Here is a 13,791-nt window from a genome sequence, read left to right on the forward strand (position 1 = left end):
GAGACCGGACACGGGGCGCTTCAGGGGGTGGGCCGGTCACCACGCGTGGTGACCGGCCCAGCCGCTGATAACAGGCGCCTCTCGGCGTAGGTCCACGCTTCCGGGGCTCACGGGCGTCCTGAGGAGACCCTCGCCGACGCTGCTGGAGGGTCTCTGGGGATCTGGCTCTCCTACCGGGTCAGCGTCGGTGGCGGCTCGACTGGCTCGTGGGCGCTGCGGTTGTCCTCGACTGGACGGTAGGTGAAGGGGCGCCGAAGGCTGATGCGCTGACGCTTCGTAGGCGGGCTGCCTCGGCGCGGCGGTTGGGTGCGGGGTGGCGGCTGGTGTGCTGGATGCGGGTGATCAGGACTCGGGCCGGTTGGCCGGCTGTGGTCAGTTCACGTTGGGCTGCGGCTTCCTTGAGGAGCTGGTGGGGTTTGTGGCCGCTGGCTTCGGCGTCGGCGAGGACGGTGGCGAGCCCGGGCCAGCCCGGGTCGGTGAGGATTCGGTCGGCGTGTTCGGGGACGGCTGCGCGTACGTCGTTGGCGAGAGTGCGGCGGGTTCCTTCACCAGGGCGCCGGGCTTCGAGTGCGGTGAGCGTCGGAGCGAGCGCGGCGTCGGCTGCCGACTGGAGGTGCTGGACGGCTTGGCGGGCAGCGTCGGCCTGGTGGGCGTGGCCCTTGGCCTCGTGCCAGCGTGCGGCGAGGATGGCGGCCCAGAGGAGTGCGGCGGTCAGGGCTGCGAGGGCGCTGCAGTCGGGGCCGGTGGCGGTGTGTGCGATGTCGCGGGCCGCGGTCCGCAGGGCGTGGGCGGCACGGTCCTCGGCCCGGACCTGCGACCGCTGTGCACGGGCGAATGCCGCACTGGCTGCGCGCAGTTGAGCGCGATGGTCGGCGGGCGCTGCTTGGGCGGTGGCTTCGATCAGTTCGCCGAGGGCGCCGATGTTCGCCTGTGTCCGCGCGTCCTCGTCGGCGCTCGTGTTGGTGGTCTCTGGGTGGAGGGTGTCGAGGGCTTGGGTAGCCCGATGCCAGGGGGTGGTGGGTCGATCGCGGCGGGCTGTGGGGTGTTCCTCTGGCGCGCTGGTTTCCAGGCGGGCCTTGAGTTTGGGCAGGGTGAGGTCGGGGGCGATCTTCCCGCCGGGCTGGTAGATCTGCTCGCCGTCCTTGTTCAGGTCGCCTGGCCGGCCGACGGCGTAGCCGAGGAGGTCTCCGGAGGGGCCTCGGCGGGGCTTGACCAGGATGTCGTCGGCTTCGAGGTAGGCGAGGAGTTCCTCTGCGCTGGTGGCGTGCGGGATGGCGGCGCGTATGCGGTCCTGGAGCCACTGGCGGCTGGTCTGCTCCCAGCCGAGGCGCTCGGCCTTGTGCATCTCAGCCTGGGTGGGACGCCGGGCGGCGGTGCGGTCGCCCTTCTTCAACTGCCTGAGCCCGTAGTCCTTCTCGATCTGACGGCATGCGTCGCCGACGCGGATGCCGCTGTCGTGGAGTTTGGGGCGGCGACCGTCTTCGCGGACTGTGGTGGCGAGGATGTGGATGTGGTCGTCGGCGTGGCGTACGGCGATCCATCGGCAGGCCAGGTCGTCGCCGTCAGGGGTGATGCCCGCTGCGTGAACGATGCGCTGGGCGATCTCGCCCCACTCGGTGTCGGAGAGATGGCGGTCTTCGGGTGCGGCGCGGACAGGGCAGTGCCAGACGTGGTCGGTGATGGGCTTGCCGAACTCGCTGTTCCGAAGACGAACAGGCTCGTCGAGGTGGCGGGCGAGATCGGTCAGGGTGGCGTTCTCGTCGCGTCCGGGGTCGGGCATGGCGAGCATCGCGTAGCCGGTGATCAGGTGCGGGTCGAGGTGTTCGTCGTGGCGGCCGGGGCCGTAGAGGTAGGCGAGCAGTCCGCGGGTGTTGGATCCGGTCGGTTTGATGGCGGCGATCATCCGGTCAGACCTCCGTCGGGTCAGTGGGCCGGTGCAGGGCTTCGGCGATCAGGGTGAGCAGGTGGTGGAGTTCGTCGAGGCGCTGGCGGATGTCGGGCGGCGTGAAGTCGCTGTTGAGCGCGCGGGCGATCTGGTTGACGTTGACGCCGATCCGGTTGAGGGCGCGCAGGACCTGGGCGCGGAACATGTGGGTGCGGCGGCGGTCCTCGGACAGGGGCAGGTTGGCGGTGAACCGGCCGGTGACGAAGGCGAGGACGATGTCGGCGGCGAAGCCGGATTCGCCCTTGTAACCGTGCTCGGCGGCGGCCTCTTGGAGGGCGGCGTGCTCGTCGTCGGTGAAGCGCAGCGGGCCGACGCGGACGGTTCGCTTGGTGCCGGTGAAGCGGCGGATCGCCGGCTGGGCGCTCTGCACATCGCGTTCGTCGGCCGTCGGCTCGGCGGTGGGCGTGGGGTGAAGGATCTGCTGCTGGACGGTACGGAGCTCGTCCTGGTCGGGGCCGCCCTCGGCCCGGGCCTCCCGGTCCGGCGCGCCTTGGCGCCAGACCGTCTCCGCCACCCCCGGGGCGGAGACCCCCGAAGACCGGCCATGAGTCGGACTCGGGGTACTACTGGCTCCGCCAGGAGCCGTCCGTCCGAACGCCCGCCGCAAACGGTCTGTCAGCGTAGGCGACTTCGTCAGTGTCGGCGGCTCATCGATGGAGCCGTCAGTGTGGTTCGGGTCGTGGGTCACGGATGGTTCTCCGGAAGGTGTGGGCCGGGTGGTGGCGTGCGGAGGCCACGGCTACGACTGCGGGGTGTGGATGAGTGACGGCGGCGGAGAGGCGGGGACCGCTTGCCCGGTGGCCGTAGGAGTTCCGGCCACCGGGATGGCGGGCGATCAGCCGACGTTCCGACCGACGCCGGGTTCCGACCGGAGGACTTCCATGACTTCGGTCAGCCTCTGGCCGCCGACCGTATGTCCCTTGGCACGTATGGCCTGTTGCACGATGTCCCGTGTGAGCTTGCGCTGCTCGGCCGCGGCGATCCGTCCGATCTCGACCAGTTCCTCGACCGTCGCGCTGACCGGACGCCCACCACGCGGCCGGCCCTCCGAAATCCTGGGCGGTGGCGTTCGGCTGGAGTCGGTTGCCTGCGGATTGGCGATGCGTTCGGATGGTGTGGCCCGCGGTTCCGGTGCCTCGGCGGAATTGAGTGCAGGGCGGTCGAAGGGCCGGTCGACCAGTTGGTGGATCTGCCGCATCAGCACGCCGAAGGCCAGCAGGGCTGAGGTCGGGGGAACTGCCGCGACCACGTAGTCGAGCAAGGGCACGACGCTCGCGTTGCCCGTGCCGCTGACACCGGCCACGTTGAGCGCAATGGATCCGACCGACCCGGTAGCGGTCAGGGTGACCGCCCACCAGTCGGTCACTCGGCGGAGGCCGGCGCGGAGCATGAGCAGTTCGCCCGCGACGATGAAGGCGTCCAGGGTCGCGGGCCAGGCCCATTGCCGGACCGGGGAGCTTCCCAGGCCATGCTGTCCGGCGACTTGGGCGAGGTGTGCGTAGGAGAGCCAGAAGCCGCCGGCGGTGAGGGCGATGATGACGGTTCCGGCCGCGGCGAGGGCGTACCGCTCGGCGGCATGCTGGGCCGTTGCTTGTGGCTTCACGTCCTGGACGTGATCGGCGTGGGGCATCGCGTTGCCCTGCTGGGTGGTGTCATGAGGCGTGGCGGGTGTGGTCATGCGGGTTCTCCGGGGTGGTTCTGCGGAGGCGATCACGGCGTTCACGCAGGGGGCGTACACGTGAGCCCCCTTCTAAAGGGGGGCTCACGCGTGAACGCTGGTGTGCGTGTACGGCGTGAACGATCGCGTGATCGTCTGACCTGGGGTTTCGTTCTTGGCGTGTACGCCTGCGGTGAGGCGTGCGCCGGTGCGCGGGGGAGGGGTGCGTGTACACCCTCGTGTACGGTCCCGGCGTTCGGCGATCAGGTCAGGAGACGGCGCCGATATGGCGGACTGAGGCGCGGTAGCGGGCTTGCTGGCCGCCTCCGGTGCCGCCTGCGGTGCCTTCGGCCTTGCCTGCGAGTCCGGCCCTGACGAGTCGGTCCAGGGTGCGCCTGGCTTTCTCGGTGGCCGAGCGCTCGGGGTTGTTCTGGCCGCTTTGGATCATGGCGAGTTCGCGCACGGTCAGGCCGTCGGGGCGCTGTCGCAGGATGGCGACCGGGTCGAGGGCAGGGTCGAGCGTCGAGATGCCACGTTCGTGGTCGTGGATGACCTGGAGGGGGCCGATCTCGCCGGTGGGTGTTTTGAGGTGATGCAGGGTGACGGCGAGGTCACCCGCTTCCCCGGCGATGAAGAGGACGCTGCCTGCGCCGGAGGTGATCCAGGTGGAGCCGTAGACCCGGTCCAGGGTGGGCTTCTGGGCGCGTGGGGCGCCCTCGGTGGCCTTGCGCTGGTGGTGGAGTTCCATGATCTCGACGCCGTTGCGCATGGCTCGCTGGCGGGCGTTGTTGTAGGCGACGCCAAGCGCGTCGTCGACCAGGGTGCTCACCGCGTCCTTGAGGCTGTCGATCACGATGGTGTCGGCCTGGTGGGCGGCGGCGAGGTCTGCCAGGAGGTCGGGCTCCTTGTCCAGGCTGGCGGGCAGAGGTCCCTGCCACACAGCGAGCCCGTCGCGCAAGCGCTGCTCGTGTTCGGGCCCGATGCTGCGGGCCATGGCGCGGGCGATCTGCTTGTACCGGTCCAGCGCCAGGTACAGCACCCGTCGGCTCGGTGCGACCGGCATGTCCAGGACGCTGTCCGCCAGACCCAGGCAGGCGAGGATCACCTGGTGAGCCAGGGTGGTCTTTCCTACGCCGGGTGCTCCGACGATCATCAGGCTCTCGCCGGATGACCAGGCCGTCTGCTCCCGCGTGCCCTACAGCGGCTCGGTGTCGGCGCCGGTCTCGGTGACGAAGAGCCATCCGTCGGTGATGAACCGGGAGAGCCGACCCTGTCCCGAGGCGAGTGCACGCTCGCGCTCGATGCGGACCTCCGACTCCACCTCGCTGCGGATGGCGTCCGGGTCGGCGCCCGGCTCCATCGCGCGCTGGGCGGTCCGGATGCCGGAGGCGCGCAAGCGACGCAGGTCGGCCAACCTGCGCACGATGCCGGCGTAGTAGGCGGCGCCGCTCGTCGAGGGCACGGCGTCGGCCAGCTGGTGGACGTACACCACGCCGCCGACCCGCTCCAGGTCGTCCTGGGCACGCAGCTGGTGCGACAGGACGATGGGGTCGGTCGGCTTGTCCTCGCCGTGCAGAGCGAGGATGGCGCGCCAGACCGTCTCGTGCGCGGGGCGGTAGAAGTCGGCCGCGTCGAGCAGTTGGCGTACTTCGTCGATCACCGCGGGCTTGTGCATGCACGCCCCCAGCACGGCGGCTTCGGCGTCGACGTCGTGCGGCGGAACCGCGGTGAGGTCGCCCGGCGTGGGCTGGCGGCCGGTTCCCGCGAGGTGTGGCGCGTTCGGCCGGGGTTCGTCCATCACATGACCGGTCCCGTCCTGCAGCAGACCGCCGCCAAGATTGGAGCCCTGCTGTGGGCCGCGCCTGCGGACGTGGCGGTGCAGGCCGAACTCGGGGCCGCCGGGAGCTCCGGCTCTGCCTCGGTCGACTCAGCGGTCTACCTCGCCGACCTCGGTGGCCGACGTCTGGCCTTCGCCTCCCGAGAGCACGCGGAGCGGGTGGTTACCCAGTGGGGCGAGGACCGGCCCGGTCGAGCGGCTCGGGTCGAGGAGGTGGAGCGGGAGCAGTGGGAGGTCGGGGCGGGTACCGGCACCCAGTCCATCCGCCGCGCGATCCCTGACCGCCGGATGGTGCACCACGCCCACGCCGTGTTTCTGGCGGGCGGCGAACGGCTCAATTTCGGAAGTCCTGCCCGATGGTCGACGTGGGCATGGGACTTCGAGCCCGACCTGTACACGGACCTGCCGGTGCGCTGGCACACTTCGCGTCGGCCCGGCCAGGAGATCGAGGCCCACGTGCGTGGCACGGACGAGGACGCGGTCTCGTCTGCCTACGTGGAGGCGTGTGCACAGGCTGTGGACCGGGCGCGGAACCCCGGCGCGTACGGCGACGGGCAGAGGTAAGGGTCCTCGCCCCTACGAAGGCATCCGAATGTGGGGCCTCGACCGGATCGGTCGGGGCCCCGATCGTCTTTCCTAGCCGGGGATCCCGAGCTCCTTCAGGTACGTGAGGCGGGCGTTTATGGCAGCCGAGAAGTGCCGCCAGTCAAGGCTGTTCACCAGTTCGACGGGCTTGGGGTCCTCGGCTGAGGACGTGACATAGCAAGCGGCGTCGTACAGCTGCTCGGCCACAAGGCGCTCGCAGAAGATCCCGAACCGGTCCTGATACGAGGTGCCGTGCCAGATTGGATCGGCAGGCAGCGCGCCCTTCGCGATGCTGACCGGCCTCCGAGAGCCGCTGCCGTCCTCCATGATGAAGAAGTAACCGAGCCAGGGCTTCTCCTTCGGATACAGCTCGGCCAAGGCGGCCCGTCGCAGATCCACCGCGCTGCCGAGTGCTTCCTCAACCCGGTTGTTGTAGTTGTTTCCGAACGACGGCCCACCGAGGGCCTTCAGTTCGAAAGCCGCAACCAGCACTCCCTCGTGGACCACCAGGAGGTCCCACTGCTTCTGGGGGCGGTAGTAACCGGGGAGTTCCAGACCTTGTTTCTTGGTGACCCGGATGCTCTCGGGCGGGTAGCCGGCTTCGAGGAAGAACTTCGACAGGAGGATCGCGATCGCGTCGAAGTGCTTACCACCGCGCACGGATCCGGCGGTGCCGGCGCCGACCGCGGCCTTGATCGCGGACTGCTCCCGCTGCAGCTGCTTGGCGCCCCAATAGGTCGCTATCGCGTCCTCGAAGTCCTGGCGGGTGACCGTCAAGATCCGCTCTCCTAGTCAGGAAGCTCGGCAAGTCCGTAGACGCGCAGGGCGGCCTCCGTGGCGGCCCTCACGTCTCGCTTGTCGAAAGCTGCCGCCAGGGCTTCTCGGTCGCGCTCGCTGATCGCTTCCGGGTCTGGGACCCGGATCTTGCGGAGGTACTGAGCCTGGAAGCGGAGGGTCCCCCCTCGCATCTTGACCGCGTACGCCTCCACGAATGCTTCCGCGACCTTGGAGAGTAGGAGACCACCCAGCACGCGCATGTCCCAGACGTCCGAGACGATGAAGTACAGGTTGTGGTGAGGGTACAGTCCGCCCTCGTCGAGTACCGGATGGATCGTCAGCTTCATGTCCGGGAGCAGCAGCTTGGGCCGCCGAGTCAGCGCGTGATCGACCTTGTCGATGGTCTTGTACCAGCGGTGTGGCTGCTTGACCGCCACGTAGCGCTTGCGCAACGCGGCTCCGTGTTCGTCGAGATACCTGGCAAGCCGGGGATACGCGGCGAGGTCGACCAGATCGCCGTTGGCCGTCCAGGGGTTGACCAGGTAGGTGCCGTTCCAGTTGAGCGTGCCGCTCGTGGTGTCGCGAACCATGGCCATCGGCAGGAGGCGGTCGTCTTCGATCAACGTGCCGTCGTCGGTGAGGAAGACCTTGTCCGCTCCGGTGGCGATGCCGATGCCGACTCGGGTACCGGACTTCTTGCTCTCAAGCAGGTGGAAGCGCTCTGTCAGTTCCTCGAGGACTGCCAGTCGTGCAGGTGAAGCACTCGGCCAGGAGTCCTCGTCCGGGAACCAGTGCGGCATGCGAGCGGCCTGGAACGCTGGTGTCGTGACCGACTCTGTCTGGTCAGTCGCGTACCAGCGTGCGAAGGCGGTGGCCTCAGGAGCACCGAAGGCTCGCGTGGTGTCCGCTGCCACAGCGGTCCCCTGAGGCCGCTTGCTGATCAGCGTGATGGCGGGGTACGCGGAGACCTGGTCGTGGAAGGCGTCCACATCGTGCATGACCAGAGCCAGATCCATGCTGAAGTTCTTGGTCACCAGCTGGCGCAACTGCCGGCCGTACTGATTGCGCATCCAACGGTCCGCGCAGATGAAGCCCAGCTGTCCGCCTGCCCCGAGGCTTCGAAGGGCGACTTCGAAGAAGCCGACGTAGATGTCTGCGCGGCCGCCCATGGTGGGGCACGCGTGACGATAGACAGCCATCCTGTCCGCCGGGACGTCCTCCAGGCGGATGTAGGGCGGGTTGCCGACCACATAGTCCGCGTGCTGGGTCCCTTCGGGCTGGAGTAGGTAGTCACCCTGCTCGACCCAGGCCGCCGCCACCTGCTGGGCATCTGTGGGGTTCCAGCCGTCGTCGACCAAGTGCTGCTCGACGACTTCGCGGCTCCTGCGGACGTTGCGCTCCAGCAGATCGAGCGCACGCACGGCATGGCTTGCGTCACTGATGGGACGGTTTTGCTCGCGGCAGGATGCGCTGATCCGCGAAGCCACGGCTCCTAGAAAGGCTCCTGATCCGCAGGCCGGCTCCACGAGCTTCAGGTCGCAGAGGGCTTTGTCAGAGGTGTAGCCCACGAGGTCGAGGATCAGATCGACGACCCAACGCTGCGTGAACACCTCGCCGTGCTCCACGGCCTCCTCGGGGACTGAGGGGAGGGTGTGGAGGGCGGTGTCGAAGAACAGGGGAGTGGCCACGTCTTGACACTACTAGGGAGGATTTCGGCCACGAGAGTTATCCACAGGCGTCGCTCGCGCTCAACGGAGTGATCTGTTCCATCTGCGGAGCATCGGGCCCGTGGGATCGACATCCACTCGTCCCCATGACCAACGAGAGCGCGCTCTGGCTTGTCGGCCTTGAGGGGTGCGCGGCGGAGGAGCGGACCAGCAACCGAGCCGACGCGTCACCTCGGAGCAACTGAGACCAAAACTGAGACCACCAACGTCGAAGGCCCCCGCAGCGAGCTGCGGGGGCCTTCGACGTATTGCCCGGTGAGAGCAATGGCGGAGGATACGAGATTCGAACTCGTGAGGGGTTGCCCCCAACACGCTTTCCAACTGTGCGAGTGGCCGTACGGGGGCGTTCATGGGGGTTCACCATGCAGGCCAGTCGCGAGGCTCGTACGACGGTGAACCGTGGCGGCCGTCAGCGCACTGGACAAAGACCAGGACAACGAGCGGAGCTGGAGAAGCCTCGCCGTCAGCCGTCGATGTCAACGGGAACCGTGCCGACTGCCAACAGGTGCGAGCTGGCAGCGAGGAGTTCCGGGTACGGCTCCGCAATGCGAGCTGCATCCAAAGCCGAGGCAATCAGCTCTTCTGTGGGGCCGTCGCCAGGCTGCTGCTCCGCCGCCTTCACGAGGGACCAGGCGGGCCCCTCGATGCCGAAGACCCGCACATCTGTCAGCCCAGCGGCCACCAGCTCCGCCACAAGCTCTTCGGCGCGGTGGAAGTACGACAGGGTGAACCCTCGTGTCCCGTCGTAGACGGCCGTCTCAAGAATCTTGGAGACAGAGTCATGGATTCGGGCGGTGTGCAGGTGGGCGTACGTAACGTGCTCGAAAAGTGACGCATAGCGATTGATCGCAGCGGCGGCGACCAGTCCGCCCGGCCTGGCCACACGGGAGGCTTCCGCCAGCGCTTTACGCCGATCGGCGGGGTCGGGCAGGTGGTAGAGCGGCCCGAGGAGCTGCACAACGTCGAAGCTGTCGCTCGGCTCGGACAGGTCGCGCGCGTCCCCTACGACCGACTGGCACACGGCCGACGCGGCCTTAACGTGGCGGGGTACCGGGTCCACCAGAGCGACGTCGTAGCCGTCCTTCACCAGCCATTCAGCGTGAATCCCAGTCCCCCCGCCCACGTCGAGTACACGTGCCGGCGCGGGGGGCAAGAAGCGTCGGAGGAGCTCTTGGGTCCTGGCCAGTTCCATCCGTCCGTCTGCCGAGTTACGCAGGCGGCTGTCCTCGTTCACTGTCTCGCCGTAGAACCGCATCACGGAGGGAGCCAATTCGAGATTCGACATGGTCGCAGTATCCTGTGTACCGGTGGACCAGTCCAGTGCGTGGAATAGGGGAAACCATGGCCGTTCTGAAGTACGAGGAGATCGCTGAGTCTCTGCGCGCCCGCATCGCCGCTGGTGAGTTCGCCCCTGGGGCCACGATCCCATCCGGCCGCGACCTGGCCGAGCAGTGGGATGTGTCACGGGCCACCGCCATCAAGGCCGTGGATGTACTCCGCAACGACGGTGTGGTCGTCGCCAAGCAGGGCACCGGTTTCGTTGTCACGGAGACACCTGTGGCACGTCCCGCCGGCGCCCGCCGAGCAGGTTCGGCGCGCATCCTGGGTGGGATGCCGTTCCTGCGCGTCGGTACGCCCGACTGGGCAGAGCCTCCAGTCCGTGTCGCCGTTGCGCTCGGACTCTCCCCCGGAGTACAGGCACTCCGGCGCATCCGGGTCCTCCAGCTCCCGGACGGAACCCCGAATAGCTGCGTAGAGGCATGGTTCCCTCCAGAGATCGCGGAGGCGGCACCACGCCTTGCCGACACCGCTCCTATCGCCGAAGGTACGACGCGCTATGTCCGTCGTCAGACCGGACGGTTCCCGGTCGAGGGAGTGGACGTAACCACGGTGCGCCTCGCTACGGACGCCGAGGCGGAGCGCTTGGGAGTGTCCGTATCCACCCCGGTCGCCGTACTCATGCACACGGCGCATGACCAGCAAGGTCACCCATTGGTCTGCGAGGAAGGTGCCACCCCCTCCTCGCTGTTCGAGCAGGTGGACACCTACGCAATGTAGGCAAGCCGTCGAAATGGAGCTGGACCGGTCCGCCGGTCCAGCTTTTTTGATGCCCCGTCATGCCGTCTGACCTGTGGGTTTCCGGTCTGACGTGATCCAACTTCAAATTCAACGCTTGACTGGACCGGTCCACCGGTCCAGTCTCTTGGTGTGGCCATCGCCCAATCCGGAGATCTCGGAGCGGGCCGACTGCGTCATGCCAACAACTCCACAGCGTGATCCACCGCGTTAGTACGGCCGTGACCACCCCGGCCGGGGCGAGTGGAGACCAGCCGACCGAGAACCGGCCCCCGTCACACCGGGGCCCACACCCCTAACCGGGAACGCCATCGGCTCTAAGAACCGCACGGCACACCTTCGAAGCTGCGACCTCAGACTTCCGGGATTTCGGATCTCCCCGGACCGAGCAGCGCCGTGCGAATCGGAGAACCGAGACCCCGTTCTGATCAGCCTCTCCGCAGTGCCCATGACCGCTGCGGCCGGTTGCCTCCTCCGTCCGTCCGGACCCCATGGGGTGCCGTACGGACGGGGCCGAGGGGAGCCGGAGGTTCCGACTTCAACGGCGCGCGGCCCCGGTGGTGAGACACCGGGGCCGCTATTCAGGCCGTTCCTGCGCTTAGGAGAAAACGACCCATGAAGACCATCGCCGCACTTCAGACCGCCGTTACGGCAGCGTCGCTCGACTTCGATCCGTCGCCGGCGGAGCTGGACGCGATCGAGCTGGAGATGCCCGTCATCACGGCGGAGATTGCCCTGCTTGACGCGCAGATCATGACCTTGGACCGGCCGCTCTCCGAGCTGGGCACGCGGCGTATCCGCCGGGCGCGTCGGCGGGTGCTGGCCGCCCGTCGCGTGCTGGCCAACAAGACGGCGGGGGAAGCGGCATGAGCGCTCAGACGATGAGCGACGTTGCCGTGCCGCTGCGGGCCCTGCGGCTGCTGGCCGCGGACTTTCCGGCTCTGCCCGCCGCGACCGTCGGGGTCTCCACGATCTTTCCCGACCGGCTGGACGTGTCGTTCCACGACGACTTCGGCGCGTTCGAGGCGTGGCGGTCGGCGCTCGGTATCGACCCCGCCACGGTGACCTACGGCGAGCAGAGCGGTGGGCGGACGCGGGTCCTGACCGCGTGGGCGGACTATGTCGGCGCCCGCCTGCGTCTGGTCGGCTACAGCACGCACCCCGACCACCTCGGCGGTGCCGAGTGAGCGCCCTGGACACGAGCCTGACGGCCGCTCATGCGGAGGTGAAGGCGGAGATCGCCCGGACCGACAACAAGACGGCCTTACTCCTGGCGTTCACCGGTGCCCTGCTCGCCGGTGTCTGGACCGTCGCCAAGGACGTTCCCCTTCCGGCCGCCGCGTACGTGGTGGGCGGGACGGGTGTCGCACTACTGGTCGCTGCCGCTGCGGTTCTGCTGCGGGCGGTCCGGCCGAACCTTGGCGGCACCCGCCCGGCGGGTTTTCCCCGGTGGGCGACGCTCACCGCTGAGGAGATCCGCACGGAGCTGGACGAGGACAAGCGCGCACAGGACATCGCAAAGCTCTCCCGGATCGCAATGGCCAAGTTCGCCAATCTGCGCCGCGCGGTCGACCTGACATGCGCGGCCGGTGTGCTGCTGATCGTGGCCGCCGTGATCGCGGTGGGGGGTGCGGTGTGATGACCGCCCCGAATCCGGAGGACATCGCGGGTGCGGAGCGGACGCTCCGGCTGGGCACGTGGGGTGTCACGGCCGGTGCGGTGCTGTACTCCGTGCTCACGGTGACGCCGCTGGTCGCCCGGGTGACTCCGGAGGGTCCGTGGCAGTACACGGCGCCGATCCTGCCTCTGGTGGTCGATGTGGCCGTGATCGTGACGATCCGGCTTGAGGCCACGGTGGCCAGGCTCGATGAGAAGGGCGGCCCCTGGGCCACGCTGCTGCGCTGGATGACAGGCCTGATGACGCTCGGTCTCAACGTCGGAGATTCCGCGCTCAAGCGCGATTACGTCGGCGTCGCCGTGCACGCGGTGATCCCGCTGATCCTGATCGTGATCGCGGATGCGGGTCTCGGATGGCGCCGGGCGATCACCCGGGCTATCGCCCGGACCAAGCATGAACACGACGCTCAGCGCGCCCGTGAACAGACTGATGCCGAGGCCCGTGAACAGCGCGAGCGGGACGACAGGGAGCGTCGTGAACGCGAGGCTCGTGAACAGGCCGACCGTGACCGCGACCGTGATGAACGGCGGGAGCAAGAGGCCCGTGAACACACCGCGCGGCTCGAACGTGAGCGGCTGGACGCGGAGGCCGCGGAGCGGCGCGAGGCCCGTGAGCATGCCGAGCGCATGGAGCGGGAGCGCGGGGAGCGTGAGGAGCGGCAGCGGCGCGAGGAACGCGAGGAACGGGTCCGTACCCAGCGGGAAGAGCAGGAGCGGGCCGATCGTGAGCGCGAGGGACAGCGGCGCGCTGCCGAACACCGGGGGATCACGGCCCGTACGGAGCACGTCGTCCGTGAACAGGTTGAGCAGCGCCCGGCGGGTACTCCGGTACCTGTCGTGAACACGCAGAAGCCGGTCGCCGTGAACGCTGCGGAGAACCCGAAGCGGCCCGTCGTGAACGCCTCCGTCAACAGGCCCGTGAACACCCCCGCGCCCGCCGTGAACAAGCTCGCCGAGGCCGAAGCCCGTGCCGCTGTGAACGCCCCCTCGAACGCCGGCAAGAGCGTCCGCGAGCTGGCCAACCTGACCGGCTGGTCGGTCGGGTGGGTCGCCGCGCGCCGGAACGAGACGGCCACTGTCGGCCTGGACAAGGCGGCCGTCTGATGTCCCCGGCGTTCGGCAAGTGCTACGACCCGAACGGCGTCCGCTTCGGGATACCGACCTTCCCGTGGAAGTTTGCCCCCGACGGGCTCGCCACCCGCCGCCAGTTACGGGCCCGCGGCCTGCGCCCTGGTGGTCAGGACATCGCGGCTCAGGTGATGCGGCGCTCCCGCCGGCGCAAGTCCGGCGTGTCCGTGGCTTACCTCTACCGCGTCGACGCGGCGAAGCCCGTCCGGCCCATGACCCCCGCTCGTGCGGCGGCACTGGCCAAGGCGATGCTCGCGCGCCGCACCTGCCCCGAGTGCCAGACCGATGCCGGGTACTGCATCCCGACGTCGCTCGGCATGTGCGTGACCTGCGCGTATCCCGAGGACCAGCGCGCCGCCTGACCCCCTCCAACTTCCCGGGA

At 68.7% G+C, this 13,791-nt stretch carries 14 protein-coding genes and 1 pseudogene; 7 read left to right on the forward strand and 8 right to left on the reverse strand.

What is annotated here, in order from left to right:
* Positions 1 to 178: 178 nt before the first annotated feature.
* From ACFVWW_RS32415 to ACFVWW_RS32435, 5 genes and pseudogenes are all read right to left on the reverse strand, one after another.
* A complete protein-coding gene (locus tag ACFVWW_RS32415; protein ID WP_386876829.1) occupies positions 179 to 1,903 on the reverse strand; it encodes a relaxase/mobilization nuclease domain-containing protein in 1,725 nt (574 codons plus the stop codon).
* Positions 1,904 to 1,907: 4 nt separating this feature from the next.
* Complete coding sequence (locus ACFVWW_RS32420) at positions 1,908 to 2,459, reverse strand: MobC family plasmid mobilization relaxosome protein (RefSeq protein ID WP_386876827.1); 552 nt, start codon at positions 2,457 to 2,459, stop codon at positions 1,908 to 1,910.
* 321 nt (positions 2,460 to 2,780) lie between these two features.
* Positions 2,781 to 3,575 (reverse strand): DUF2637 domain-containing protein, encoded by a 795-nt coding sequence (locus tag ACFVWW_RS32425; protein ID WP_386876825.1) that lies wholly within the window; start codon positions 3,573 to 3,575, stop codon positions 2,781 to 2,783.
* Between the two features lie 295 nt (positions 3,576 to 3,870).
* Positions 3,871 to 4,761 (reverse strand): annotated as a pseudogene (locus tag ACFVWW_RS32430) (AAA family ATPase); the annotation flags it as partial.
* 36 nt (positions 4,762 to 4,797) lie between these two features.
* On the reverse strand, positions 4,798 to 5,400 hold the full coding sequence (locus tag ACFVWW_RS32435; RefSeq protein ID WP_386876823.1) for a DnaB-like helicase N-terminal domain-containing protein: 603 nt from the start codon (positions 5,398 to 5,400) through the stop codon (positions 4,798 to 4,800).
* A gap of 3 nt (positions 5,401 to 5,403) precedes the next feature.
* On the opposite strand from ACFVWW_RS32435, the gene ACFVWW_RS32440 reads away from it, so the two are divergent.
* Positions 5,404 to 6,003, forward strand: a complete 600-nt coding sequence (locus tag ACFVWW_RS32440) for a hypothetical protein (RefSeq protein WP_386876821.1) — start codon at positions 5,404 to 5,406, stop codon at positions 6,001 to 6,003.
* Positions 6,004 to 6,075: 72 nt separating this feature from the next.
* On the opposite strand, the gene ACFVWW_RS32445 is transcribed toward ACFVWW_RS32440, so the two are convergent.
* From ACFVWW_RS32445 to ACFVWW_RS32455, 3 genes are all read right to left on the reverse strand, one after another.
* Positions 6,076 to 6,801, reverse strand: coding sequence for a PaeR7I family type II restriction endonuclease (locus ACFVWW_RS32445; RefSeq protein ID WP_384193763.1), 726 nt, complete (start codon positions 6,799 to 6,801; stop codon positions 6,076 to 6,078).
* 11 nt (positions 6,802 to 6,812) lie between these two features.
* Positions 6,813 to 8,489: an Eco57I restriction-modification methylase domain-containing protein gene (locus ACFVWW_RS32450; protein WP_386876819.1), complete on the reverse strand. Its 1,677-nt coding sequence runs from the start codon at positions 8,487 to 8,489 to the stop codon at positions 6,813 to 6,815.
* Between the two features lie 502 nt (positions 8,490 to 8,991).
* Positions 8,992 to 9,813 (reverse strand): class I SAM-dependent methyltransferase, encoded by an 822-nt coding sequence (locus ACFVWW_RS32455; protein WP_386879401.1) that lies wholly within the window; start codon positions 9,811 to 9,813, stop codon positions 8,992 to 8,994.
* A gap of 56 nt (positions 9,814 to 9,869) precedes the next feature.
* Between ACFVWW_RS32455 and ACFVWW_RS32460 the strand changes: the two genes are divergently transcribed.
* The 6 genes from ACFVWW_RS32460 to ACFVWW_RS32485 all read left to right on the forward strand — a co-directional run bounded on the left by ACFVWW_RS32460 (position 9,870) and on the right by ACFVWW_RS32485 (position 13,771).
* Positions 9,870 to 10,586, forward strand: a complete 717-nt coding sequence (locus tag ACFVWW_RS32460; protein WP_386879400.1) for a GntR family transcriptional regulator — start codon at positions 9,870 to 9,872, stop codon at positions 10,584 to 10,586.
* A gap of 633 nt (positions 10,587 to 11,219) precedes the next feature.
* Positions 11,220 to 11,474: a DUF6284 family protein gene (locus tag ACFVWW_RS32465; protein WP_386879399.1), complete on the forward strand. Its 255-nt coding sequence runs from the start codon at positions 11,220 to 11,222 to the stop codon at positions 11,472 to 11,474.
* On the forward strand, positions 11,471 to 11,791 hold the full coding sequence (locus ACFVWW_RS32470) for a hypothetical protein (RefSeq protein ID WP_386879398.1): 321 nt from the start codon (positions 11,471 to 11,473) through the stop codon (positions 11,789 to 11,791). Before ACFVWW_RS32465 ends, ACFVWW_RS32470 begins: the two co-directional genes overlap by 4 nt.
* Complete coding sequence (locus tag ACFVWW_RS32475) at positions 11,788 to 12,243, forward strand: Pycsar system effector family protein (RefSeq protein WP_386879397.1); 456 nt, start codon at positions 11,788 to 11,790, stop codon at positions 12,241 to 12,243. Before ACFVWW_RS32470 ends, ACFVWW_RS32475 begins: the two co-directional genes overlap by 4 nt.
* A complete protein-coding gene (locus tag ACFVWW_RS32480; protein WP_386879396.1) occupies positions 12,243 to 13,385 on the forward strand; it encodes a hypothetical protein in 1,143 nt (380 codons plus the stop codon). The genes ACFVWW_RS32475 and ACFVWW_RS32480 overlap by 1 nt, the downstream gene beginning before the upstream one ends.
* Positions 13,385 to 13,771, forward strand: a complete 387-nt coding sequence (locus ACFVWW_RS32485) for an RRQRL motif-containing zinc-binding protein (RefSeq protein ID WP_386879395.1) — start codon at positions 13,385 to 13,387, stop codon at positions 13,769 to 13,771. The genes ACFVWW_RS32480 and ACFVWW_RS32485 overlap by 1 nt, the downstream gene beginning before the upstream one ends.
* Positions 13,772 to 13,791 lie beyond the last annotated feature (20 nt).

This window comes from Streptomyces sp. NPDC058198 (genome assembly GCF_042882605.1).
In the GTDB taxonomy this organism is placed as follows: Bacteria; Actinomycetota; Actinomycetes; order Streptomycetales; family Streptomycetaceae; genus Streptomyces.